The 23808-nt window shown below is 53.6% G+C and carries 24 protein-coding genes; all 24 read left to right on the plus strand.

The window, feature by feature from the left end; translation table 11 throughout:
- Positions 1–465: 465 nt before the first annotated feature.
- On the plus strand, positions 466–771 hold the full coding sequence (locus M6D89_RS03315) for an STAS domain-containing protein (RefSeq protein ID WP_253966607.1): 306 nt from the start codon (positions 466–468) through the stop codon (positions 769–771).
- A 16-nt stretch (positions 772–787) separates the two neighbouring features.
- A complete protein-coding gene (locus M6D89_RS03320) occupies positions 788–2485 on the plus strand; it encodes an ATP-binding SpoIIE family protein phosphatase (protein ID WP_253966608.1) in 1698 nt (565 codons plus the stop codon).
- A gap of 21 nt (positions 2486–2506) precedes the next feature.
- On the plus strand, positions 2507–2848 hold the full coding sequence (locus M6D89_RS17160; protein WP_253966609.1) for an Hpt domain-containing protein: 342 nt from the start codon (positions 2507–2509) through the stop codon (positions 2846–2848).
- Between the two features lie 106 nt (positions 2849–2954).
- Positions 2955–4442: a flagellar hook-length control protein FliK gene (locus M6D89_RS03330; RefSeq protein WP_253966610.1), complete on the plus strand. Its 1488-nt coding sequence runs from the start codon at positions 2955–2957 to the stop codon at positions 4440–4442.
- 173 nt (positions 4443–4615) lie between these two features.
- On the plus strand, positions 4616–5137 hold the full coding sequence (locus tag M6D89_RS03335; protein WP_253966611.1) for a flagellar basal body-associated FliL family protein: 522 nt from the start codon (positions 4616–4618) through the stop codon (positions 5135–5137).
- A gap of 10 nt (positions 5138–5147) precedes the next feature.
- On the plus strand, positions 5148–6155 hold the full coding sequence (gene fliM / locus M6D89_RS03340) for a flagellar motor switch protein FliM (RefSeq protein WP_253966612.1): 1008 nt from the start codon (positions 5148–5150) through the stop codon (positions 6153–6155).
- A complete protein-coding gene (gene fliN, locus M6D89_RS03345; RefSeq protein WP_253966613.1) occupies positions 6145–6597 on the plus strand; it encodes a flagellar motor switch protein FliN in 453 nt (150 codons plus the stop codon). Before fliM ends, fliN begins: the two co-directional genes overlap by 11 nt.
- A gap of 4 nt (positions 6598–6601) precedes the next feature.
- Positions 6602–7030 (plus strand): flagellar biosynthetic protein FliO, encoded by a 429-nt coding sequence (gene fliO, locus M6D89_RS03350; RefSeq protein WP_253966614.1) that lies wholly within the window; start codon positions 6602–6604, stop codon positions 7028–7030.
- Positions 7020–7826 carry a flagellar type III secretion system pore protein FliP gene (gene fliP, locus M6D89_RS03355; protein ID WP_253966615.1) on the plus strand — a complete coding sequence of 269 codons (807 nt, stop codon included), beginning with the start codon at positions 7020–7022 and terminating at the stop codon, positions 7824–7826. The genes fliO and fliP overlap by 11 nt, the downstream gene beginning before the upstream one ends.
- Before the next feature lie 2 nt (positions 7827–7828).
- Positions 7829–8098: a flagellar biosynthesis protein FliQ gene (gene fliQ, locus M6D89_RS03360; RefSeq protein ID WP_253966616.1), complete on the plus strand. Its 270-nt coding sequence runs from the start codon at positions 7829–7831 to the stop codon at positions 8096–8098.
- 2 nt (positions 8099–8100) lie between these two features.
- Entirely contained in the window at positions 8101–8886 is a 786-nt protein-coding gene (fliR, locus tag M6D89_RS03365) for a flagellar biosynthetic protein FliR (RefSeq protein ID WP_253966617.1), read from the plus strand.
- Entirely contained in the window at positions 8886–10025 is a 1140-nt protein-coding gene (flhB, locus tag M6D89_RS03370) for a flagellar biosynthesis protein FlhB (protein WP_253966618.1), read from the plus strand. Before fliR ends, flhB begins: the two co-directional genes overlap by 1 nt.
- 119 nt (positions 10026–10144) lie before the next feature.
- A complete protein-coding gene (gene flhA, locus M6D89_RS03375; protein ID WP_256504421.1) occupies positions 10145–12352 on the plus strand; it encodes a flagellar biosynthesis protein FlhA in 2208 nt (735 codons plus the stop codon).
- 14 nt (positions 12353–12366) lie between these two features.
- Positions 12367–13722 (plus strand): flagellar biosynthesis GTPase FlhF, encoded by a 1356-nt coding sequence (flhF, locus tag M6D89_RS03380; protein ID WP_253966619.1) that lies wholly within the window; start codon positions 12367–12369, stop codon positions 13720–13722.
- Positions 13723–13770: 48 nt separating this feature from the next.
- Positions 13771–14598: a MinD/ParA family protein gene (locus tag M6D89_RS03385; RefSeq protein WP_253966620.1), complete on the plus strand. Its 828-nt coding sequence runs from the start codon at positions 13771–13773 to the stop codon at positions 14596–14598.
- Positions 14599–14625: 27 nt separating this feature from the next.
- Positions 14626–15339 (plus strand): RNA polymerase sigma factor FliA, encoded by a 714-nt coding sequence (locus M6D89_RS03390; protein WP_272496035.1) that lies wholly within the window; start codon positions 14626–14628, stop codon positions 15337–15339.
- Between the two features lie 370 nt (positions 15340–15709).
- Positions 15710–16093: a chemotaxis response regulator CheY gene (cheY, locus tag M6D89_RS03395; RefSeq protein WP_253966622.1), complete on the plus strand. Its 384-nt coding sequence runs from the start codon at positions 15710–15712 to the stop codon at positions 16091–16093.
- Positions 16094–16119: 26 nt separating this feature from the next.
- Positions 16120–16914, plus strand: coding sequence for a protein phosphatase CheZ (locus tag M6D89_RS03400; RefSeq protein WP_253966623.1), 795 nt, complete (start codon positions 16120–16122; stop codon positions 16912–16914).
- An 11-nt stretch (positions 16915–16925) separates the two neighbouring features.
- Positions 16926–19163 (plus strand): chemotaxis protein CheA, encoded by a 2238-nt coding sequence (locus tag M6D89_RS03405; protein WP_253966624.1) that lies wholly within the window; start codon positions 16926–16928, stop codon positions 19161–19163.
- 127 nt (positions 19164–19290) lie between these two features.
- Positions 19291–20370, plus strand: coding sequence for a protein-glutamate methylesterase/protein-glutamine glutaminase (locus tag M6D89_RS03410; protein WP_253966625.1), 1080 nt, complete (start codon positions 19291–19293; stop codon positions 20368–20370).
- The gene (locus M6D89_RS03415) at positions 20370–21110 is read left to right on the plus strand and encodes a flagellar motor protein (protein WP_253966626.1); all 741 of its coding nucleotides are present in this window, start codon (positions 20370–20372) and stop codon (positions 21108–21110) included. The genes M6D89_RS03410 and M6D89_RS03415 overlap by 1 nt, the downstream gene beginning before the upstream one ends.
- Before the next feature lie 11 nt (positions 21111–21121).
- Complete coding sequence (gene motD, locus M6D89_RS03420) at positions 21122–22030, plus strand: flagellar motor protein MotD (RefSeq protein ID WP_253966627.1); 909 nt, start codon at positions 21122–21124, stop codon at positions 22028–22030.
- A gap of 104 nt (positions 22031–22134) precedes the next feature.
- Positions 22135–22941 (plus strand): ParA family protein, encoded by an 807-nt coding sequence (locus M6D89_RS03425; RefSeq protein WP_253966628.1) that lies wholly within the window; start codon positions 22135–22137, stop codon positions 22939–22941.
- Positions 22938–23750 carry a chemotaxis protein CheW gene (locus M6D89_RS03430; protein WP_253966629.1) on the plus strand — a complete coding sequence of 271 codons (813 nt, stop codon included), beginning with the start codon at positions 22938–22940 and terminating at the stop codon, positions 23748–23750. The genes M6D89_RS03425 and M6D89_RS03430 overlap by 4 nt, the downstream gene beginning before the upstream one ends.
- The last annotated feature ends 58 nt before the right edge of the window (positions 23751–23808 follow it).

Consider the following 23808-nt stretch of genomic DNA (forward strand, 5'->3'; position numbering starts at 1 on the left):
TCAAAACGTTCACTCCTTCGCCGGAAAATGCTCCTGCCTTTCCGGCATTCGGGCAATCCATTGCCCTTGGCGCGCTTCGTAGGCAATGGCCATAGCCCTTGGCAAGAAGTGCAAGCCTTCCGCGTCCTGCTCACGGCCCTTACCTACATCCGTGTAGGCAACACAGCGGATGGACGTTTTGGCCGCGCCCTTCGGGGCTTACAGAGCTTTCCGATCTCTGCGTTGGCTCACCTCACCGGGCCGTCAGCCCGCTTTCTATTCGCCGCCTTGATCTCGAAAAGCTCTGTAGCCAGAGGCCGTTGGGGACTAATCAGAGGCTCCTTAGGCCTATTGTTTAGCGTCGAAATAGTCTATTCTTATCACAAACAAAGCCGCTGGTGACTAAGGCAATAATAATGGCGGTATTTCAACGGGTAAGACCCAACACCATGGATTCATCTTGTCGGTTACAAAAAGGGGTAGGTTATGGCCGTTACGTCGACGATATCAGGAGATGGCGCAGATTTAACGATCGTCATTAAAGGGCGGTTTGATTTTAGTTCCCATCAGGACTTTCGCGGTACCTACGAAAACTTGCCCCACAAGCCTACTCGCTATGTGATCGATATGCAGGACACAGCTTATCTCGATAGCTCGGCGCTGGGTATGTTGCTGCTTCTACGCGATTACGCCGGGGGCGACAAAGCCAATATCCAGATTCTAAACGCCAGCGACGATGTAAAAAGAATTTTAACCATTTCCAACTTTGAGCAGTTGTTCAGTATCGAGTAGCACTCTGGGGCCGACTATGAGGGATGAGCGCGCCATTCGAGTCTTGATCGCGGATGATACCAATACGGATCGGCTGATCCTTGAAGCCATTGTGCGCAAAGAAGGGCACGAGGTTATCAGCGCCCGTGACGGGACAGAGGCTCTGGAGCAGTTTGAGCGCGAGCGCCCTGATATTATATTGCTGGATGCATTAATGCCTCGTATGGATGGTTTTGAGACGGCGCGAAGAATTAAAGCCCTGGCCGGCGAAGAGCTGATCCCTATTATTTTTTTAACTTCTCTGTCCGATACCCAGTCGCTGGTTAAGTGTTTAGATGCCGGTGGTGACGACTTTATTTCCAAACCCTACAACCGGGTGATTTTGCAGGCAAAAATCCGCTCCTTTTACAGGATGCGTACCATGAACCGGACCATGCTCGAGCAGCGCGATCAAATTGCGCGCCATAACGAGCATTTTCTGCAAGAGCAAACCGTCGCTAAACAGGTGTTTGACAACATCACCAGTGGCGGCCACTTAAACAATCCCAATCTACGCTATTTTATGTCTCCCCTGGCCGTGTTTAACGGCGATGTCATGGTGGCTGCTACCACGCCCGCGGGCAACTTGATGGTCTTACTGGGCGATTTTACCGGGCATGGCCTGCCTGCCGCTATTGGCGCAATGCCACTGGCGACCACTTTTTACGGGATGGTGGGCAAGGGTTACTCAATGGCCGATATTTTGTCGGAGATTAACGGCAAGTTAAAAAGCTTGTTACCGGTGGGGCTTTTTTGTTGCGCGTCGATGGTGGAGTTGAACTTTCGCAAAGGCACCGCGCGTATTTGGAACGGGGGGCTGCCTGCCGCCTATATTTACCGCTTGGGGGGCAGTGTAGAACAGGTGAAATCCACCCATTTACCATTGGGGGTCGTGGGCAATAAGGACTTCAAGGCCGACGCCGCACTCTATTCCCTGGAGGAGGGCGAGCGCCTCTATCTATGGTCCGATGGGATTCACGAGGCTCGCAACAGCGACGGCGACATGTTTGGCGAAGAGCGGGTTATGGCCGCGTTTGCCAGCAATCAGACCCGTCAGTGCATGTTTGACGAGTTGTTGGGCCAGGTCAAAGGCTTTATTGGCGAGGGCGAAAAAAGTGATGATTTGTCTCTTATAGAGTTACTGATGGCCCCCTCGTCGGTGGCCTTTAATCAGCAAGGGCAGACATCGAATGATCAATCGCAGTTGGCCGAGTGGAGCCTGGCTTTTGAGGTAAAGCCCTCAAGTTTTGCGATTTTTGATCCTCTGCCGCTGCTGTTAAGCGTGCTGTTGGAAGTGCCGGGGCTGCGCAATCACAGCGGCACCCTCTATACTGTCATCTCCGAGTTGTATAGCAACGCTTTAGAGCATGGTGTTTTGCAGCTGGACTCGAAAATGAAAACCGACCCCAATGGTTTTGACCGATATTACGAGCTTCGCAAGCAGCGTACCGCCCAAGTAAGTGAGGGATTTATACGCATCACCTTGACTCACCAAACCTTTGACGAAGGCGGATGTCTGACGATTGAGGTGGCGGACAGCGGTGCCGGTTTTGAGACGGGCGCCCTGACATCGGGGAATATAGAAAGGTACAGTGGTCGCGGTGTTGCCCTGGTTGAGTCACTGTGTGACACCGTGGAATATCAGCCGCCCGGCAATAAAGTGCGCGCTACCTACCAGTGGCACCGCGATGACTAAGGCCGCAAACAGGAGGTGTGAGTGAGCGAAAAACAACTAATTGACCACGAAGCTCTGGCGGGGTTGCAGGAAGTATTGGAAGATGACTTTCAGCAGTTAATCGACACTTTTATAAGTGATTCCCGCGCCAACCTTGTGGCCATGCAAAAAGCCCTGGCAGCCGATGACAGCGATACCCTACGCCGCGCCGCGCACAGTCTAAAGGGCAGTTGCTCGAATATCGGCGCCGCCGGCCTGATGCAAACCAGCTTGGATGTCGAGGCACGAGCCCACCGCGGGGATCTGCAGGGGGTTGAGCATTTATTGGTCGAGTTACAGGGCGAATTCCAGCAGGTGCAACAACAGCTCGAAGTCTATCGTTAATCATCTCCATTCCCTATTGGCATTGCTTTTGCTGATTACTCCTCAGAACCCTAAATAACCCTTAGGTGCGGCAAGAGATTGCCGCTTATGCAAGGAGTGGTCGGCCATGGCCAACACAACATTACTCAGCTCGTTAATGAACAATCCACCGGTAGAGGCCAAGGCCCGGACAGGTGGCGCCAGACAGGCGGGGGATGATCCCTTTTCCAGTATTTTCGCATCAACCCGAAGCGAAGCGCCAAGGCGAGAGACTCCCGCTCGCGAGGGGCGTTCAGCTGACACCCCGTCGCATAAAACCGAGCAAGACCATAGTGCAAGATCGGAACCGGCTGGAAGTGAAAGGTCAGAGCGAGCGCAGGGCCCCCAATCTGACGGACTTGAGGCCGAGCGCAAAGCCGAAGCCGGTAATACTTCTCAGCCCACAGAGAACAAGCAATCCGGGACCTCTGTTGACGAGCCCCGCGAGGCTTTGACTGAAGAGCAAAAAGCGACACTAGAAGCTCTGCCAGAAGAGCAACAACAGGCGCTGGAGGCTCTGGGGGGCGAACGCCTAGCCAAATTGTTGGATATGATGATGGCGCAGCGGGATGCTCTGAACCAAATCGCTCCCGATATTGCCGCCAAGCTTAGTGAGCTAAGTGAAGCTGAGATAGAGCAGCTACAGGGCGTGCTGAATAAGCTCGCACAGATGGCAGAAACCCAGGCGTTGGCCGCTGAGGATGTGGCGGGGTTGATCGACGAACAAATAGGTGATCCTCAGCTGGCGGAGATGGTTAAACAGGCATTGCTTACCGGGGTCGCTAAAGCGGATGCCCAGGCAACTGGAACCAAGTTAACCGACAATCTTGCGGGTATGCAATTGGCCCTTGCAAATGCAGGCTCAGGAAAAGGTTATGCCGTTTCTTCGGAATTGCTTTCGGGTTCTGTGTTCAAGGGTACCAAGCTTGATTTGGCAGATTGGGGAGCGGCATTCAAAGAGCAGACGACAGCGCTTAATAGCGCCGCAAAGGGTCCGATGAACGAATCCGCCCAGCTTCACAACCTACTGGCCCCCAAGGTGACATTAGAAGAACCCAAGATGTCGCCGAGCGGGTTTGCCTCAATGGTAGAGGCGGCCCAGCGCGCCAATGTGCGCAGCGAAACTCCACCGGTTCTGCAGTCGCAGCTGGGAACCAAGTTTGGCAGTGGCGGGTGGAATGACGCTGTGGGGCAAAAAGTCATGTGGATGGCCAAGCAAAATATCGGCGCCGCCGAGTTGCGTCTGGACCCGCCGGATTTAGGGCCTTTACAGGTGCGTGTCAATGTCCACAATGACCAAACCCACATTACTTTTACCAGCCATCAATCGGTGGTGCGCGACGCCCTGGATCAATCGGCTTTTCGTCTGCGCGAAATGCTGGCCGAGCAGGGGATGACCCAAGTTAATGTGGATGTATCCGGGCGCGATGACGGGCGTCCATCCGACCAAGAACTGGTGGGCGAACCTCAAAGTGACGGTGAAGAGGTGGCCGGTGGTGTCACTGGCGAAGGAGATCAGAGTGGGGTTGGCCTTGAAAACGGAGGTGTTGTTCACCTAGTTGATCATTACGCATAGCCCCGGTTTTATTTGGAATCGCAGAAGGAACGCCCGAAGTACTCGCTTCGGGCGTTTTTTTATGGTCTGCAATGTCATTGTTCCCATTTCTCCTATCGGCTAGACTCGTGGCACGGCAATTGCTGAAACCCTTAAAACGGCGACTGATAACGCACGAGTGACGGATATTTGACATGGCCGAAGACGACCAAGAAGAAAACGAAGGCGCTGAAGGCGAGCAGCCCGAGAAAGGCAAAAAGAAGAAGTGGTTATTGTTGGGCGGTGCACTGTTGTTGCTAATCGCTGCTTCTGTGGGGGCGACCCTTTATTTTCTGGGCTTTTTCGGGGCCGAAGAGGCCTCTGAGCAGCCTGTGGAAGAGCCGGTGGAAGAGGTGAGTGCGGCGGTTTACTACCCGTTAAAGCCCGCTTTTATCACCAACTTTGATGTTCGCGGACGGCAGAGATTTATGCAGGCGGAGCTGACTTTAATGTTGCGGGATAACTCAGTGATCCCCGCAATTGAGTTACACATGCCCGCTATTCGCAACGCTTTGGTAATGCTGATGCGGGGCCAGGACTACCGAGAGCTGCAAACTCCCGAGGGCAAAGCGCTGCTACGACAGCGCGCTTTGCTCGAGGTGCAAGAGGTTTTGCAGCAGGAAATCGACTCTCCCGGCGTGGAACAAGTGTTATTCACCAATTTGGTACTGCAATAGGGGCTGACAGGTGCAAGACTTACTCACTCAGGATGAAATCGATGCGCTGTTACACGGCGTAGATGACGGCGATATCGACACCGATGCCGATGACGACCCCAGTGCAGTCCGCTCATATGATTTAACCAGTCAGGACCGTATTGTTCGCGGGCGAATGCCTACGCTCGAGATGATTAATGAGCGCTTCGCTCGCTATACCCGCATTAGCATGTTTAACCTGTTAAGACGCACCGCCGATGTGTCTGTGGGTGGCGTGCAAATTCAAAAGTTTGGCGAGTATGTGCATACACTCTATGTGCCGACCAGCTTGAACATGGTTAAATTTCGTCCCCTGCGGGGAACCGCATTAATCATTCTCGATGCGCGCCTGGTGTTTAAACTGGTGGATAACTTTTTTGGCGGCGATGGCCGACACGCCAAAATTGAGGGTCGGGAATTTACCCCGACCGAGTTACGCGTTGTGCAAATGGTACTTAACCAGGTGTTTGTGGACTTGGGCGAAGCCTGGAAGGCGGTAATGCCAATCGAGTTTGAATACATCAACTCGGAAGTGAACCCGTCACTTGCCAATATTGTCAGTCCCAGCGAAGTGGTGGTGGTCAGCACTTTTCATATTGAGCTGGACGGCGGGGGCGGAGACTTACATCTAACCATCCCTTACTCCATGATTGAGCCCATCCGGGAGGTGCTGGATGCCGGTTTGCAAAGCGATAGTGATGAGTATGATGAGCGCTGGATAAAAGCGCTGCGCGAAGACGTTCTCAGCGCACAGGTCAATCTTGAGTGCGAGATTGTTAAGCGCGAGATTACTCTGCGCGATATTGTCGATTTGGATGTAGGGGATATTATTCCTGTGGAATTTCCCGAGCAGCACGTGCTTACCGCCAATGGGGTGCCTGTGTTCCGGACCCAGCTGGGACAACATAAAGGCAACTTGGCCTTAAAGATTAACGATTTTATTGACCACAGTATTGCTCACAATATTACCGTGGCCGAGGGAGGTAAAAATGGCGAATGACGATAACGAGAATCAAGAGGGCGGCGAACTGGATCAAGATGCCATGGCCGATGAGTGGGCCGCCGCCATGCAAGAACAAGAGGCCATGGATAGCGAACCTGACGCCGGCGCGGCTAGCCAAGGGGCAACCGATTCGATGGCTTTAGATGAGCTTGAAAGTGAGGGTGCCCCGCGCGAGGTGGGGCCCGAACTGGATTTGATTTTGGATATTCCCGTTTCTATTTCGATGGAAGTGGGCAGTACCGCGATCACCATTCGCAACCTACTGCAGCTGAATCAGGGCTCGGTAATTGAGCTGGACCGTTTGGCGGGTGAGCCCCTGGATGTCAAAGTCAACGGCACCCTTATTGCCCACGGCGAAGTGGTGGTGGTTAATGAAAAGTTCGGCATCCGAATGACCGATGTGATCAGTCCGTCCGAACGCATTAAAAAGCTTCGGTAAGGTCATGTCACTATTACTGTTGAGCGCCCAGGCAGCGGCCTCGCAAGTGCCGGTACAAAGCGGCAGTGTCAGTCAGCTGGTGTCGGTGTTGTTGGCATTGGCGGCGGTACTGGGGCTAATCTTTTTGTTGTCCTGGCTGGTCAAACGCAGTGGTGCCGGTTGGGGGCGATCCGATCATATTAAAGTACTCTCAACCATGGCGCTCGGGACCCGTGAGCGAATCATGCTTGTGGAGGTGGGGCCCACCCAGATGCTATTGGGCGTTACGGCGCACTCGATTAAAACGCTTCATGTTTTTGCCGAACCTGTTATCGCGCCGGGGGAAAAGCCCGGGCCAGATTTTGCGGGTAAATTGGCGCAGTACTTACAACCTCAAAAAGGGGCCAGTCGAACTCGGGCCGATGCGGACAAGGAGTCGTCCCATGAACCTTAAAGTGGTGTTACGCAGTGCGCTGTTGATTCTTTTTTTGCTCTTGGCCTCGACAAGCGGTTTTGCTCAGGAGCAAACCGAGCTGTCGCAAAGCGTTGCCGATAATGCCTTGCCTGCTATACCAGGGTTACCCGCCTTTACGGTGACCACTAACGCCGACGGAAGCGAGGAATATTCGGTCACACTGCAAATACTGGCCTTAATGACAATGCTGACGTTTTTGCCAGCGCTGTTGATGATGGTCACCTCGTTCACCCGTATTATTATTGTCTTTGCCATTTTACGCCAGGCATTGGGGCTGCAACAGTCGCCCTCTAACCAGATTTTGATCGGTTTATCGCTTTTTTTAACCCTGTTTATTATGAAGCCGGTTTTTGATCAATCCTACACTAATGCTCTGGAACCCTACATGAATAACGCCATACCCGCTCAGCAGGCGCTGGCGGAAGCGGCGAAGCCATTCCATGAGTTTATGCTCGCCCAGACCCGTGAATCCGATATAGCGCTGTTTGTGGGGATTGCCGGCAATGTGGAAATTGAAACCCCGCAAGACACCCCTTTTTCTATTTTGGTGCCGGCGTTTGTAACCAGTGAGCTCAAAACCGCCTTCCAAATCGGGTTTATTATTTTTATTCCCTTTTTGGTGATTGATATGGTGGTGGCGAGCGTGTTAATGGCTATGGGGATGATGATGTTGTCCCCCCTAATTGTATCGCTACCGTTTAAAATTATGTTGTTTGTTTTGGTCGATGGCTGGGCCATGATTATCGGCACCTTGGCGGCGAGTTTTGGGGTCTAGCCATGACGCCCGAAATTGCGCTGAGTTTATTTGCCGACGGTTTGTACCTGACTGTATTACTGGTGCTGGTTATTGTCGGACCCAGTTTGGCGGTGGGTTTAATTGTGAGTATGTTTCAGGCTGCCACGCAAATTAACGAACAGACCCTCAGCTTTTTACCCCGTCTTATCGTTATGTTGATCACCATTATGATTGCGGGGCCCTGGATGGCGTCGGAATTAATGGACTTTTTTGACCGGCTGTTTAATGCGATTCCGCAGCTTATAGGTTGATTATGGAGTCTCTCGTCGTCTCAGATGAGCAGCTGATGCAATTTATGGCGCAGTATGTGTGGCCTTTTTTTCGCATTGGTGCCCTGTTTATGGCAGCCCCGGTGATTGGCGCCCGCACGGTTACCGCACGAGTCAGAATTATTCTCGCCGCCCTGGTAACCTTTTTGGTTGCGCCTTTGTTGCCCGATCCTCCCTCGGTTGACTTCCTCAGTCTGGCTGCGGCGCAAATTGTGTTATCTGAGGTGCTGATTGGCCTGGCCCTGGGGTTTGCCTTTCAGGTGGGGATGCATATTTTTGTGCTGTCGGGGCAGTTGGTGGCAATGAAAATGGGGTTGGGGTTTGCCTCTATGAATGATCCATCCAATGGCATTACCGTGACCGTGCTATCGCAGTTCTATTTGCTCCTGTCTACCGTGCTTTTTCTGATTTTCGACGGTCATTTGTTGATGATTGAGCTGATCAGCGCCAGTTTCTATTCCATGCCGGTCGGCGAGGGCGGACTGGGGCCGAACGAATTTGTTCAAATCGCGTCAATGGGGTCGTGGATGTTTAGCGCGTCGCTTATTTTCGTACTGCCGCTGTTTACCGCCTTACTCGTTATTAATATGGCGTTTGGCGTTATGAATCGCTCTGCGCCACAAATTAACGTTTTTACGGTGGGTTTTCCGATTACCTTGATTTTCGGGCTGCTTTTTATGTGGATAGGTTTGGTGGCGTTTATTCCCTATTTTGAGCAAATTTTCGCTGATATGGCCTTGTTCGGTCGCCGTCTAATGGGGCTTCCGTAATGGCGGGTGAGAACGATAGCAGTCAGGAAAAGACGGAAGAACCCACGGCACGAAAGCTGGAGAAAGCCCGTGAAGATGGGCAAATTCCCCGTTCGCGAGATTTAACCACCACTTTCATCTTGCTGGCTGGTGCCCTGGGGCTGACGTTTTTTGGTCAGATAATCGGCGGCAGTATGCTGGGGCTGAGTAAAAATAATTTTACCTTATCGCGGCGCGAAGTGTTTGATACTGACGCCATGTTCGCTCATCTGGCCAGCTCGTTTTACGACGGCTTTATGTCACTTGTGCCATTAATGGCGCTGCTTCTGATCGCCTCGGTGGTGGGGCCAGTGGCGCTCGGCGGTTGGTTGTTAAGCGCCAAGGCAATGGCACCCAAGGCTAGCCGTATGAGTCCTCTGGCGGGGCTCAAGCGCATGTTTTCGCTCAAGTCACTAATTGAGCTATTCAAATCCGTCGCCAAGGTTTCTTTGGTTATGATTGTCGCAATTATGGCGCTGTTGTATTGGCAGCAAGATATTATGCAGCTGGCGGGCGTAGAGGTAGAAGTCGGGATTATCGAGTCGCTGCAAATTAGTGCCTACGCGACTATTGCCATGGCGGCCATTACTATTTTGGTGGCGGCCATTGATGTGCCTTTTCAAATTTACGAGCATGTCAAAAAGTTAAAAATGTCATTTCAGGAAGTTAAAGACGAGCACAAAGACACCGAAGGTAAGCCCGAGGTGAAGGGCCGCATTCGTCAGTTGCAGCGGGAAATGGCTCAGCGGCGCATGATGAGCCAGGTGCCTGAGGCCGATGTGGTTATCACTAACCCGACGCACTTTTCTGTCGCCCTAAAGTATGATCCTGAAACCATGAGCACTCCGGTACTCTTGGCAAAAGGCGTGGACCATACGGCGCTAAAAATTCGCGAAATTGCCGGAGTCCACAAGATTGATATTATTCAATCCCCCATGCTCGCCCGTTCGGTGTACTACACCACTGATATTGACGAGGAGATTCCCGCAGGCTTGTATATGGCGGTAGCTCAAGTTTTGGCCTATGTTTTTGGCCTGCGCAACTTCCGTCGGGGCCACGGGGAAAAGCCTGTTTATCCGCGCAACATTCAGGTTCCCAAAGACTTTCAGTACGATCAATAAATGATCGCCGCGCCTGTCTTTAGGGTGCCCTTTAATAGTACCCGAAGGGATGTCTGAATAGGTATGCTTCTTGCCATAGTAGCTGTGGGTTCTATACAAGCGTCAAAATTCGGACATCTATGGCACTTTCATTCGGGCAGATCAATAAAAGCAATAGTAAGGCGGCGCTGTTACAGCTAAAAGGCCTGGGCCATGGCAATGTGGGTATCCCCATTTTGCTGGTGATGTTGCTGGGAATGATGATCCTGCCCATGCCGGCATTTATGCTGGATGCTTTCTTTTCTTTTAACATCGCGCTGTCGATTGTGGTGCTTCTGGTAGGGGTGTACGCCCTGCGTCCATTGGATTTTGCCGCTTTCCCGACGATTTTGCTGGTCGCCACTTTGTTGCGTCTCGCCCTTAACGTCGCCTCTACCCGTGTGGTTTTGCTTAACGGCCACGAGGGCGGAGATGCTGCGGGTAAGGTTATTCAGGCCTTCGGTGAAGTGGTGATTGGAGGCAATTACGCCGTCGGTCTGGTGGTGTTTTTGATTCTGATGATCATCAATTTTGTGGTGGTCACCAAGGGGGCGGGGCGCATATCCGAGGTGAGCGCGAGGTTTACTCTGGACGCCATGCCCGGCAAGCAAATGGCGATTGATGCGGACCTGAACGCGGGCCTGATTGACCAGGAGCAGGCGCGGCAACGTCGCGAAGATGTGGCCAGCGAAGCGGACTTTTACGGCGCAATGGACGGTGCCAGCAAATTTGTGCGCGGCGATGCCATTGCCGGTATTTTGATTCTGGCGATTAATATTCTGGGTGGGCTGGGTGTGGGCATGTTGCAACACAACCTGGAGTTTTCCGATGCTTTGGAAAAGTACATTCTTCTGACTATCGGTGACGGTCTGGTCGCACAGATCCCTTCGCTGATGTTGTCAACGGCTACGGCCATTTTGGTCACCCGGGTAAACAGCTCACAAGACATGCGCGCGCAGGTTATGTCGCAAATGTTCGACTCCCCTAAAGCGCTGGCCATTGCCTCGGGTATGCTCTTCATTATGGGCGTGATTCCCGGGATGCCGCATCTGGCGTTTTTGGGATTGGCTTTTTTGTGTGGCGCTTTGGCTTACTACATTCACTGGCGCAAGCAGCAGCCCGAGGCGGTTGAGGAAGACTACTTCCCAGGCGACAGACGCGCAGGTACATCCACAGGTGGTGGCTCCCCGTCACCGTCGACTCCTAGTCCGGCTCCAGCCTCTTCGGCGGCCTTACCGCCTGCGGAAAACGTTGAGCTTAATTGGGACGATGTGCAGCCTGTGGACGTTATCGGTCTGGAGGTGGGGTATCGATTGATTCCCATGGTGGACAAATCACAGGGTGGGGCTTTGCTGGGGCGAATTAAAGGCGTTCGTAAAAAGCTGTCTCAGGAAATGGGCTTTTTAATCCCTACGGTACATATTCGCGACAACCTGGAGTTGGCACCCAACGGTTATCGGGTCAGCCTAATGGGGGTAACCGCCGCCGAGGCTGAAGTGCACCCCGATCGCGAGCTGGCGATTAATCCGGGGCAGGTGTTCGGCGAGCTTGAAGGGATTAAAACCAAAGACCCGGCCTTTGGGTTGGACGCGGTGTGGATCAGCGCGGGCCAGAAAGAGCAGGCGCAAACCCTGGGGTATACCGTGGTGGATGCGAGCACGGTGGTGGCAACGCACCTTAATCAAATACTGCAACAGCATGTGCACGAGTTGATTGGCCACGAAGATGTGCAAAAGCTGCTGGATATGCTGGGCAAAACATCGCCCAAGTTAGTTGAGGAACTAGTGCCTAACACTTTGAACCTCAATACTCTTTTGCGAGTATTGCAGAACCTGCTGCGGGAAAAAGTAGCGGTGCGGGATATTCGCACCATCGCCGAAGCTTTGGCGGGCCAGTCGGGTAAGAGTCAAGATCCCGCCGCTCTAACGGCTCTTGCCCGGGTGGCCTTAGCGCGCCAAATCGTTCAGGGAATCAATGGTACTGCGGCTGAGCTGCCGGTTATCACCTTAAACCCGCAGTTGGAACAGTTGTTGCTGAGTACTGTGCAACAGGCACAAAAAGCCGGCGCCGACGACAGCGCTTTTGTCGAACCCGCGCTGGCGGAAAAGCTGCAACGATCCCTAAGTGCAGCGGCCCAAAAGCAGGAAATGGCGGGCAAGCCTCAGGTGTTACTGGTGGCTGCTCCGCTGCGAACCATGTTGGTTCGGTTTTGTCGTCACAGTGTCCCGGATATGCATGTTTTGGCGTATACCGAAGTGCCCGACAATAAACAGATCACCATAGACGCGTCGGTCAGTGCCGATGGTTAGCGGGAGATAGAAAAATGCAGGTAAAACGCTTTGTCGCCAAAGATATGCGCCGAGCCCTAGAGATGGTTCGTCAGGCATTGGGTGAAGAGGCCATTATTCATTCCAGCCGCCGCGTAAAAGAGGGGGTCGAGCTGATCACCAGCCTAGCCTCGTCACAGCCCGCGCTCGCCGATCCCTCGCCGGTTCCGCAAGCTCCGCCGCAGCAAACAAGCGATGACGATCTGCCCGCCCCGAAAGCTCCGGCGAAAAGCGGTCGCGATATCGCTGCCGATATAGAACTCGCTACCCGCCGCTTGGAAGCAAAGCGCTTGGCGGAGGCATCGGCTGATGAGTACTTGCAAGATAACCAAGTGGTCAATGCCGGTATCAAAATGCAGTCAGCCCAAGGGGAAGCCACTGCCCCGCAATCGGCGGCCGAGCGCTACGGTTTGGTTTCTCCCTCAGCACCTGCCGAGTCTGCCAATGCCGGGGACGAACTGGAAGCCTTGCACGAAGAAATCGCCCAGATGCGTCTGATGCTGGAGCAACAGTTAGGCCGCTTAGGAGCAGCGCCCACTGGGCCGGGTAATCGCCAGGCCAGCGCCCTGGCCCAACGCCTGCAAAAGCTAGGCTTGTCTGAGCAAACAGCCCAGGCATTATTGCAGCAGCCCCTTAAACAGAGAGCTCTGGCTAAAGCTTGGCCCGAGGTTATGGCCCGGTTGGCACATGCGATTCCCGCGTGCAAAACGGATCTTACCGCTCAAGGAGGCGTTTTCGCCCTTGTGGGGCCCACAGGTGCCGGCAAAACCACGACTTTGGCAAAGCTTGCCGCTCGTTACGTGATGGCCCACGGTGCCGACAAGGTGGCGCTGGTCACTACCGATACCCAGCGTTTGGGCGGGCAGGAGCAACTGCGCTCGATTGCGCGTATTTTGCAGGTGCCTTTACGCACCGTGGATGAAAATAATAGTTTGTCCGCCGTACTGCGCAGTTTGCGCAAATGTCCGTTAGTGCTTATTGACACCGCAGGGATGCGTGCCGGCGATCCCGCTCTGAATCAGAAAATGCTTGAGTTGGCCAACATCTCACGGGTGCAAAGCCTTTTGGTGCTGCCCGCCAACAGTCAGCCTCAAGTATTGAAAGCGGCGCTTCACAGTTATCAAAAAGCCGATTTGGCGGGTTGTATTTTGAGCAAATTGGACGACTGCGCCAGCTTGGGCGAGGCCATCGACTGCGCGCTACAAGCCCGCCTGCCAATAGCCTATACTACCGATGGACAAGATGTTCCGGATGATATTGCTCTGGCGCGGGGTCATGCGTTGGTCAGCAAGGCTGCACAAATGGCCCAAAGTGCGAGGGGCCAGCACAATGCCCAGCGCTCACAAGCATAGTTCGCTGGTTCGGTCCGGATCGCGGCAGTGAAATTAGAGAGATAATCAATGAGTCAAAATCGCCCTGTACAGGTCATCGCCGTCTCCGGGGGTAAAGGAGGCGTGGGCAAGAGTAATATTTCCGTCAACCTGAGTATTGCCCTGGCCCAGCTGCGTCGCCGAGTGGTTTTAATGGATGCGGACCTGGGGCTGGCTAACGTCGATGTCTTGTTGGGGCTAACCCCTAAATATACCCTCGCCGATGTTCTTACGGGCGAGTGCTCAATGTCTGAGGTTCTGGTGTCCGGACCGGGGGGCATTAAAATCGTTCCGGCCGCCTCTGGCGTGCAGCGCATGGCAGAACTGAGCGCGCAGGAACACGCGGGCTTAATCAGCGCTTTTAGCGAATTGAGCGATCAGGTTGATATTTTGATTATCGATACCGCTGCAGGTATTTCTGATACGGTCGTCAGCTTTGTACGCGCCGCTAATGAAGCTTTGGTGGTGGTGTGTGACGAGCCGTCCTCCATTACCGACGCCTACGCATTGATTAAACTGCTTCACAAAGAGCACGGCTTGCAGCGCTTTCGGGTGGTCGCCAATATGACCCGACGCAGCAACGAAGGCCAGCAAATGTTCAACAAGCTCAATGCGGTCTGTGAACGCTTTTTGGAGGTCGCCTTAGAGTATGTCGGTCAGGTGCCTTTCGATGAAAGTGTACGCAAAGCTGTGCAAAAGCAGAAGGCATTGTTAGAGTTTGCCCCCCACTGCAAAGCGTCGCAGTCGCTGCGTGAGCTGGCCAAACAAGTAGATCGCTGGCCGTTGCCCAGCGCACCGACAGGAAAGCTGGAATTTTTTGTCGAACGATTGCTGCAGGCGGCAGCTTCGGGGTATTGACCTATGAATGCGGCAAGTGGATTGGCTATGTACAATGAAACACGAGCGCAAACCAGCGACATTCGAGTTGAAGATTACGCGGGTCTGGTAAAACGCATCGCCCACCACATGATGCTGAAAATGCCGGCCAGCGTGCAGGTGGATGACCTGATCCAGGCGGGTATGATCGGCCTGCTTGAGGCGGCGCAGAAATATGACGGGGGTAAGGGTGCGAGCTTTGAAACCTACGCTGGCATCCGCATTCGCGGCGCTATTGTCGATGAGATGCGGCGCGGCGATTGGGCGCCGCGTTCAGTGCACCGCAATGCCCGCCGGGTGGCCGAAGCCGTCAACCGGGTCGAGGCCCGAGTGGGGCGAGACGCGGATGATAGCGAAGTGGCGGCCGAGCTTGGGGTTGAGCTGGACGAGTATTACGCAATGCTTCGCGATGCGAACGCCAGCCGCTTATTCAGCTATGAAGAGACATTTGCCGACGATGCCGGCGCCAGCCTGGCGGGAGAAGGGGATACTTTTGTCAATCCCCAGGATGGCGTGACCCGCGACAGTTTAAAGCAATCCTTAGCTGCGGCGATTGGACAGTTGCCCGAGCGAGAGAAAATGGTGTTGGCGCTCTATTACGATCAAGAGCTAAACCTTAAAGAGATTGGTCAAATATTAGGCGTCAGTGAGTCGCGGGTCAGTCAAATCCACTCTCAGGCGGCGGCGCGGTTGCGCGCGCGTATGAGTGACTGGACACACTAGCGGGGTCTATCCTCTTCAGCCCGGGCCTTGCGTGTAAGGACAGAGCGCCTTCAATTTTACTAGGCGGGGCATAGCGACATGGGGAAGGGCGCTCTTTTGAGTGAGGCGCCGGGCTCCAGAGGCCGTCAATTGCCTAAAAAGCGCACAATGCTGGACTATTTTTCTGACCACTAAGTGAATCCTGTGGACTCTGCAAGATCGTCGGAGATTAAGTAAAAGTTCCTTTATATTGACCCCGGGGCTAAATCCCAGTACTTTTCCGCCGATAACGCGGTAAGCGTCACACATACATCTGATTCTGGCATTAGCCGAATCAGCCACTAGACTGAGAGTAAACCAGACTTCCCTGTTGGGTGAGACGGAGGCAGCATTGGATAAAAATATGAAGATTCTTATTGTCGATGACTTTTCGACAATGCGACGGATCATTAAGAACCTACTGAGAGATCTCGGGTTTAACAATACCCACGAGGCAGACGATGGTCTTACCGCCTTGCCAATGCTCAAAGGGGGTGGTTTCGATTTCTTAATTACCGACTGGAACATGCCGGGCATGAGCGGGATTGATCTGCTTAAGGCCGTACGTGCCGATTCCAGCCTGGCTTCTCTGCCGGTGCTTATGGTCACGGCTGAAGCCAAGCGCGACCAAATCGTCGAAGCTGCTCAGGCCGGTGTCAACGGATACGTGGTAAAACCTTTTACCGCAGCAGCACTGAAAGAAAAGATCGAAAAGATTTTCGAACGGGTAGGTTAGTACCACCATAACAATAAGGCGCGGCCATGACTTCCGAAACCCAAGCACACGACAATCAACTGTTTGTCAAAGATCTGCAAGAAAGTGCCAGTTTGCTGGTGGAAAAGCTGCAGGGTAATGATTACGACGAGGCCGCACGCCTTATTCACAGTATTGTCGAGTCTCGCGATAAGCACCTGTATCAGTCTGTGGGGCGCCTCACCCGTGGCCTGCACAGTGCGATAGTTAATTTTAATGTCGATGGCGATTTGAGCAAAGAGCCCCCCGAGGTCGACCGTTCGGAAATCCGCGATGCCACCGACCGACTTAAATACGTCATTGAACTCACCCAAAGCGCCGCCGATAAAACCATGGATATGGTGGAGGAGGCAGCGCCTATTGCGATGAACCTCGGTCAGGAAGCGAGCGCTCTGCGAACTGAGTGGGGGCGTTTGCAAACCGGCGAGATGAGTGCCGATGAATTTCGCTCTTTATATACCCGCATGGAAGATTTTTTGGGTCAAATGGAGAGCGGTACCGACCAGCTGGGCAAGAATTTGCAGGAAATTATTCTGGAACAGGGGTTCCAGGATTTGACCGGGCAAGTATTGAAGCGGGTCATGGGGTTAATTACTGAGGTTGAGCAAGATTTGCTCAGTCTTGTGCGTATCGCGGGCCAAGTAGAAGAAATTACAGGTTTGCACGTAGAAGCCGATAACGAAGGTAAAGCGCGGGTTGTTGAGAAAAGCAGCGGTGAAGGTCCTCAGATCAATAAGGATCAGGCCGATGTGGTCTCCAGCCAGGATGAAGTTGACGATTTACTTTCCAGTCTCGGTTTTTAGAGGAATATTGCATGGGTTTCGGTGACGACGAAGATATTCTCCAGGATTTTCTGGTTGAAGCAGGTGAGATTCTGGAAAATCTGTCGGAACAGCTGGTCGAGCTGGAGCGTCGCCCCGATGACCGCGACTTGTTAAACGCCATATTCCGGGGTTTTCATACCGTAAAGGGCGGGGCGGGTTTTTTGCAGTTGACGGCCATGGTGGAGTGTTGCCATGTGACCGAAAACCTCTTTGATATCTTGCGCAACGGCAAGCGCGACGTCACCTCCGAACTTATGGACGTGGTGCTCGAAGCGCTGGATGTGGTTAACGAGCAATTTGATCAGGTATCCCGAGGCGAAGACTTGGCGGATCCTGCCCCTGAGTTAATTCAGGCATTAGAAAAGCTTGTCGCCTGCGAAGATCTGCAGGAAGGAACGGTATCGAGCGAGCCTTCAGAGCAATCCTCCGCGTCTAAATCTGCCGACGCAAGCGACACGACCAGCCCCCGTTCACCGAGCACCGTGCGCGGCTCGAGTGATATTTCTGATCAGGAATTTAACGATCTACTGGATGCGCTTGCTGACGAGGGCGAGTCTGCTCAGACATCGGCTGGTGCGAGTATGCAGCAAGCCGGCAGTGATGATATTTCCGAGGATGAGTTTGAAGCGCTGCTGGATCAGTTGCACGGTCAGGGGCAGGCGCCGGCCGGGCAGGCGACGGCGCAACCGCAAGACTCTAAATCTGACGATATCTCGGACGATGAATTTGAGGCCCTATTGGATGAATTGCACGGCAAGGGCAAAGCACCCAGCGCAAGTGCAGCTCAGCCGACGGGCGCTGAGAATAAAACACAGGATGATCAAGCATCCACCGACTCTATCAGTGACGATGAGTTCGAGAATCTGTTAGACCAACTTCATGGCAAGGGTAAAGGGCCGGGTGTCGCCAACCCCGCGTCTGAAACGCCAAATTCCAAGCCCGCCACGGCTCCAGCTTCTGCGCCCCAAAAAGCTGGCGAGACGGCTGTTTCCCCGCCACAAAAAACGCCTGCGGGTTCGAAACCGCGACCTGAGCGTGAGGCAGGTGCTGCGCAAATCGAATCTTCTGTGCGTGTCGACACCCAGCGCCTCGATGACATTATGAATATGGTGGGTGAACTGGTATTGGTCCGCAACCGACTCGTTCGCTTAGGCGATAGTGCGCAGAACGAAGCACTGAGTAAAGCGGTCGCCAATTTGGATGTGGTGACCGCCGATCTGCAGTCGTCGGTCATGAAAACCCGCATGCAACCGATTAAAAAAGTCTTTGGTCGCTTCCCCCGAGTGGTTCGCGATCTCGCCCGCAGCTTAAAAAAGGAGATTAATTTAGAGCTGGTCGGCGAAGACACTGATTTGGATAAGAATCTGGTCGAAGCACTCGCCGACCCTTTGGTTCACTTGGTCAGAAACTCGGTCGACCATGGTATCGAGTTGCCCGATGTACGTGAGGCCAATGGTAAGCCGCGCCAGGGGTCGGTGATTTTGGCGGCCGAGCAAGAGGGTGACCATATACTCTTGTCGATCACCGATGACGGCGCGGGCATGGATCCCGATAAGCTCCGTCAGATAGCCGTTGATAAAGGTGTTTACGACGAAGATACCGTGCGTCGCCTGTCGGACAGCGAGGCTTACGATTTAATCTTTGCCCCTGGGTTTTCCACCAAAAAAGAAATATCTGATGTCTCGGGTCGAGGCGTAGGTATGGATGTGGTAAAAACCAAAATTACCCAGTTAAACGGCTCCATTGAAATTGAATCCAATCTTGGGAAAGGCACGCGTTTTAATATTAAAGTGCCTTTGACCTTGGCGATTATGCCAACCTTGATGATTATGTTGGGCGGCCAAACCTTTGCCTTGCCGCTGGTCAGTGTGAATGAAATCTTTCATATGAATCTGCGTAAGTCTCACAGGGTCGACGGACAGGAATGTGTGGCCATACGCGATCAGGCCATTCCCATTTTCTATTTGCGCAACTGGTTGGTGTCAGGCAGTCCGGTTTCGGCAGAGACGATGGAAGAGGGGCATGTTGTCATTGTTTCAGTGGGCACTCGTCGCGTGGGATTTGTTGTTGATCAGTTGATCGGTCAGGAAGAGGTGGTAATCAAGCCTTTGGGGAAAATGCTGCAAGGCACGCCCGGCATGGCGGGCGCGACTATTACCGGCGATGGTACTATGGCGCTTATTCTAGACGTGCCCAGTTTACTTAATTTTTACTCCGGTTCTGCCTAGTGAGTGAACAGAGCGGCGTTGGTGCAGGTTTACATTGGTCGGGTTTGCACGGTAACGGCCAGATACATAATGTTTGTGCAGGCAACCCTAGTAAACGGAGTTGATGCCGATAAATTGGAGAGCCAGCATGCCCGTCCGGGTTTTAATTGTTGATGATTCGCATTTTTTTCAAACTCGTCTGAAAGATATCATCAGTCAGAACCCCAGCCTCAAGGTCATTGGTGTTGCCAGTAACGGTCAGGAAGGGGTTCAGAAAGCGCGTGAATTAAAACCAGACATTATCACCATGGACTTTGAAATGCCGGTGATGGATGGCGTTACCGCCGTGCGCCAGATTATGGCTGATAACCCCACGCCGATTTTAATGTTCTCGTCCCTGACCTACGAAGGGGCGAGGATTACCCTGGATGCGCTGGACGCCGGGGCGTTGGATTTTATTCCCAAAGATTTTGCCGAAGTTTCGCGCAATGCCATAGGCTTGACGCAAAAGCTGCACGAGCGCTTGCTAAGCCTGGCCCGTCAGGGTAGTAAGCCCGCCTCTGAGCCTGTACCGCGACCGGTAAAACCCGCTGTAGACTTCACCCGTAAGTCGGCCCCCGTCCCGCCTCGGGCGACGCCAAGTCCGTCCCGGCCTGCGGCTAAGCCGCGAGTTTTGATTATCGGGGCATCCACGGGTGGGCCTGTGGCGCTGACCGAGGTGCTAACCAAACTGCCAGCGCAATTCTCTGTACCTATCGTATTGGTTCAGCACATGCCCGAGAGTTTTACCAAAGCTTTTGCCGAGCGATTAAATCGTCTTTGTCGAATTGAGGTGCGCGAAGCGGTCGATGGCGACATCTTGCGACCCGGTCTGGCGTTATTGGCCCCCGGTGGTAAGCAGTTAATGCTGGATAAACGTGGCTCGGGGCAGGTCCGGGTTATTGAGGATGATGCCCGGGTCAGCTACAAACCCTGTTTGGATATCACCTTTGGCTCGGCGGCCAACACTTATGGTGATCGGGTGCTGGGCGTTGTGCTAACCGGTATGGGGTCCGACGGCTGCAAAGGCGCCGAGCTGCTCAAGCAGCGCGGCGCCCGGATATGGAGCCAGGATCAGGCGAGCAGTGTTATTTACGGAATGCCCATGGCCGTTGTCCGTGCGGGGCTAACCGATAAAGTTCTGGCGTTAAAAGATATTGGTAACAGCCTTGCCAGTGAGGTGGGGTGATGGATCTGCTCAGCATTATCGGGGTTATTATCGGTTTCGCGGCAATTATCGGCGGAAACTTTATTGAAGGTGGCTCGCTTTCTTCTCTGGTGAATTTTCCCGCCGCTTTTATTGTGTTTGGCGGCACCATTGGCGCGGCATTACTGCAAACCCCTAAAGAGTGCCTTTCTCGGGCACTGAGTATTTTTCCGTGGGTCTTTAATCCTCCTGACGTGGAGTTTTCACAGGGCGTGCGTAAAATTACCCAATGGTCCGAGATTGCGCGTAAAGAAGGCCTGTTGGGTTTAGAGCGCCTTGCAGAAGAAGAAAAGGACCCTTTCGCTCGCAAAGGCCTTGAGTTGATGATCGACGGCAACACTCCCGAAACCATTCATCGGGTGCTGGAAGCCGATATGCTTTTGCACGAGCAGCAACAAATGGATGCGGTTCGTGTTTACGAGAGTATGGGAGGTTACTCGCCGACCATTGGTATTATTGGCGCGGTCATGGGGTTGATTCACGTTATGCGCAATCTCGCCGATCCCGAGCAATTGGGGCCGGGCATCGCCGTGGCCTTTGTCGCGACTATTTACGGTGTCGCCCTGGCGAATTTATTCCTGTTGCCCATTGCCAATAAGTTGCGCCAGTGTGTGGATAAGCAAAGCCGTTACCGCGAACTGTTTATTGAGGGGTTTATGGGCGTAGCCGATGGCGAAAACCCCCGGGCGATTGAAATTAAACTTAACGGTTACCTAAGGTAGAGGAGGTAGTCGTGAGGCGTCGCCGCTCCTCGGAATTGAAGGTTAACCACGAGCGCTGGCTGGTTTCCTACGCGGATTTTATTACCTTGCTGTTCGCTTTTTTCGTGGTTATGTACTCCATTTCCCAAGTGAATGAGGGGAAGTACCGGGTGCTTTCTGAAACCCTGGATAAAGCCTTTAAAAGCCAGCCTCAATCCGCGTTACCTATACAGACGGGGGTGCCGGCGCGGGTGTCTGATCCGGGGGTGATCGACTCAGCTTCGGCGTTTAATTCTGGCAACCTTCCCGATCTTGAACAGGAGTTTCGCGAATCGTTTGAGTCTTTGCTTGATAGCGACTTAATGTACATTTCCAGCAATGAATTGTGGCTGCAGGTTGAGCTGCGCGATGAGATTTTGTTCGACTCGGGCAGTGCCCAGGTGAGTGAGCGAGCGCAACAAATATTTACATCGGTCGCCGATATTTTACGCGATACGCCCAACCCGATTCAGATAGAAGGGTTTACCGATAACTTACCCATCAGAACCTCGCAATTTCCCAGTAATTGGGAGCTCTCGGCCGCTCGCGCCAGCGCCATCGTAAAATGGATGGCCGCGCAGGGAGTGGCGCCTACGCGCCTGGCCGCTGTTGGTTACGGTGAATACCAACCGGTCGCCTCCAACGACACCCCCGAGGGGCGCGCCCAAAATCGGCGGGTGGCGGTGATGATTGCCCGGGATCAGCAGGCGCGGCCTCTACGATCATTACAGAATTTACCTGAGAGCGAGGCGCAGGCAATGGCGCGGGAAGTTGAAGTTTCGCCTGAAGTTTTGCCCCCGGCTGCCGATACCGAAGACAGTAATGGCATTGAAGCGGTAGAAATGGACAATGGCAATTTGTTGTTCAGTAGCGATCCCGAGTTGCCCCGCAATGGCCAATAAGTTCACCCCGTGGCTATGGGTATAAAACTTGCTGTGCACTGGGGAAACCGGGATTAAGGTGAAGTTTTCCCAAGTATTACGATTATTTGACGCTGGAGTCACAATTGAACGTCTGGACGGTAGCCAATCAAAAAGGTGGCGTGGGCAAGACCACCACCAGCATCGCTTTGGCAGGCCTTGCGGCTCAGCAAGGCCAAAGGGTGCTATTGGTGGATTTAGACCCGCATGGCTCCTTGAGTAGCTATTTGCGTCAAGATCCTGACAGGGCCGAGCGCGGGGCTTTGTTTTTATTTACCGAACGCGAAAAAATAAGCCGCGACTTTGTACACCAGCATATTATTCGCAGCGAACATCAGGGAATTGACTTGATTCCGGCGGCGACCGCTTTGGCCACCCTAGAGCGTAAATCTGTGGGACAGGAAGGCCTGGGGTTGGTGGTTAAACGTGCATTGCACGAGTTGGAAGGCGATTATGACCTGGTGATTATCGATACCCCGCCTTTACTGGGTGTGCTTATGGTAAATGCTTTGGCGGCGTGCGATGAGCTGGTCATTCCGGTGCAAACAGAATTTTTAGCGCTCAAAGGCCTGGAGCGTATGGTGAACACCTTAAAGATGATGTCGCGCTCCAACCGCCAAACCCTGCGCTACCATATTGTTCCCACCATGTTTGATCGGCGCACCCACGCCTCGGTCAGTACGTTTCGGACCATCCGTCACGACTACCCCGAACACACCTGGCCCGGGCGTATTCCCGTGGATACCAAATTTCGCGATGCCAGTAAGATGGGGGTCCCCCCATCCTGGTTGACCCAGGATAGTCGTGGGGTTGAGGCCTATCAATCGTTATACAAGTGGCTTCAGCGCCAGGGGGTAAAATCCCCGGCGCGCTCGGCCGGAGGGCTTTCATGACGCACCGGTCTGATGAGTTGTTGCAGGATTATCTGGATGATTTGCTGGGAAGCGAGGCGCCGCCGGTGCAGGTCGCGCCTCGTTCACCGGCGCCTGAGGAACACCGCGAGGCGGGGGTTCGAGACGCTAACGCAGAAAAACAGCGCCAGCTGCAAAAACTACTGAACAGCGCCAAGCTTCAGGTGGCGCAGGTCGCCCCTCAGAGTCCCCCCGAGCCCGAGATCAAGGAGCCGGTACCAGTCCCGTCGGAGCTAGAGCCCGCCGTGGTGGTGCCAGAGGACCTTACTCAACCAGAGCAGGCGGAAGCTGTTGCCCAGGTGCTGGATGAGCAGCTGCAGTGGCATGTCAACGGACGCCCACACTGGGCGCAGGATGAATTTGAGGTGCTGCTGTTTAAGGTAAGTGGGCTGACTTTAGCCGTACCGTTGATTACGCTGGGGCAAATTCAGCCTTTAACCGATGAGCTAACCCCGTTGTTTGGCCAGGCTGACTGGTTTATGGGCTTGCAGCCGACACCGTCTGGCAAAGTGCGCACCGTTAATACGGCCAAGTTTGTGATGCCCGAGCGGTATGATCCCGAATTCGTGAAGACCGCCCAATACGTCATTTCCATTAACGGGGTTCCCTGGGGCTTGGCGGTTGATAAAGTGGAGCAACCGATACGACTTAATCCCGAGGATGTAAAGTGGCGCAGCGAGCGGGGCCAGCGCCCTTGGCTTGCGGGAACAGTAAAAGCGCATATGTGTGCTCTTCTGGATATTCCGCAGATGGGGCACTTGTTAACCAAGGCCGATAAAAATGCGGGTTGAGCGGTAAATTCGCGCAACGTTAAAACGGTCCTCTGGGGCAAAGGGTCCGCAGTGGCGC

Source organism: Gilvimarinus xylanilyticus, from assembly GCF_024195295.1.
Taxonomy (GTDB): domain Bacteria; phylum Pseudomonadota; class Gammaproteobacteria; order Pseudomonadales; family Cellvibrionaceae; genus Gilvimarinus; species Gilvimarinus xylanilyticus.

Bases quoted from the DNA above. Each gene is read 5' to 3' on its own strand.
- M6D89_RS03315 (WP_253966607.1), top strand. From the start codon at position 466: ATGGCCGTTACGTCGACGATATCAGGAGATGGCGCAGATTTAACGATC.
- M6D89_RS03320 (WP_253966608.1), top strand. From the start codon at position 788: ATGAGGGATGAGCGCGCCATTCGAGTCTTGATCGCGGATGATACCAAT.
- M6D89_RS03330 (WP_253966610.1), top strand. From the start codon at position 2,955: ATGGCCAACACAACATTACTCAGCTCGTTAATGAACAATCCACCGGTA.
- M6D89_RS03335 (WP_253966611.1), top strand. From the start codon at position 4,616: ATGGCCGAAGACGACCAAGAAGAAAACGAAGGCGCTGAAGGCGAGCAG.
- fliN (WP_253966613.1), top strand. From the start codon at position 6,145: ATGGCGAATGACGATAACGAGAATCAAGAGGGCGGCGAACTGGATCAA.
- fliO (WP_253966614.1), top strand. From the start codon at position 6,602: ATGTCACTATTACTGTTGAGCGCCCAGGCAGCGGCCTCGCAAGTGCCG.
- fliP (WP_253966615.1), top strand. From the start codon at position 7,020: ATGAACCTTAAAGTGGTGTTACGCAGTGCGCTGTTGATTCTTTTTTTG.
- fliQ (WP_253966616.1), top strand. From the start codon at position 7,829: ATGACGCCCGAAATTGCGCTGAGTTTATTTGCCGACGGTTTGTACCTG.
- fliR (WP_253966617.1), top strand. From the start codon at position 8,101: ATGGAGTCTCTCGTCGTCTCAGATGAGCAGCTGATGCAATTTATGGCG.
- flhB (WP_253966618.1), top strand. From the start codon at position 8,886: ATGGCGGGTGAGAACGATAGCAGTCAGGAAAAGACGGAAGAACCCACG.
- flhA (WP_256504421.1), top strand. From the start codon at position 10,145: ATGGCACTTTCATTCGGGCAGATCAATAAAAGCAATAGTAAGGCGGCG.
- flhF (WP_253966619.1), top strand. From the start codon at position 12,367: ATGCAGGTAAAACGCTTTGTCGCCAAAGATATGCGCCGAGCCCTAGAG.
- M6D89_RS03385 (WP_253966620.1), top strand. From the start codon at position 13,771: ATGAGTCAAAATCGCCCTGTACAGGTCATCGCCGTCTCCGGGGGTAAA.
- M6D89_RS03390 (WP_272496035.1), top strand. From the start codon at position 14,626: ATGTACAATGAAACACGAGCGCAAACCAGCGACATTCGAGTTGAAGAT.
- M6D89_RS03400 (WP_253966623.1), top strand. From the start codon at position 16,120: ATGACTTCCGAAACCCAAGCACACGACAATCAACTGTTTGTCAAAGAT.
- M6D89_RS03405 (WP_253966624.1), top strand. From the start codon at position 16,926: ATGGGTTTCGGTGACGACGAAGATATTCTCCAGGATTTTCTGGTTGAA.
- M6D89_RS03410 (WP_253966625.1), top strand. From the start codon at position 19,291: ATGCCCGTCCGGGTTTTAATTGTTGATGATTCGCATTTTTTTCAAACT.
- M6D89_RS03415 (WP_253966626.1), top strand. From the start codon at position 20,370: ATGGATCTGCTCAGCATTATCGGGGTTATTATCGGTTTCGCGGCAATT.
- M6D89_RS03430 (WP_253966629.1), top strand. From the start codon at position 22,938: ATGACGCACCGGTCTGATGAGTTGTTGCAGGATTATCTGGATGATTTG.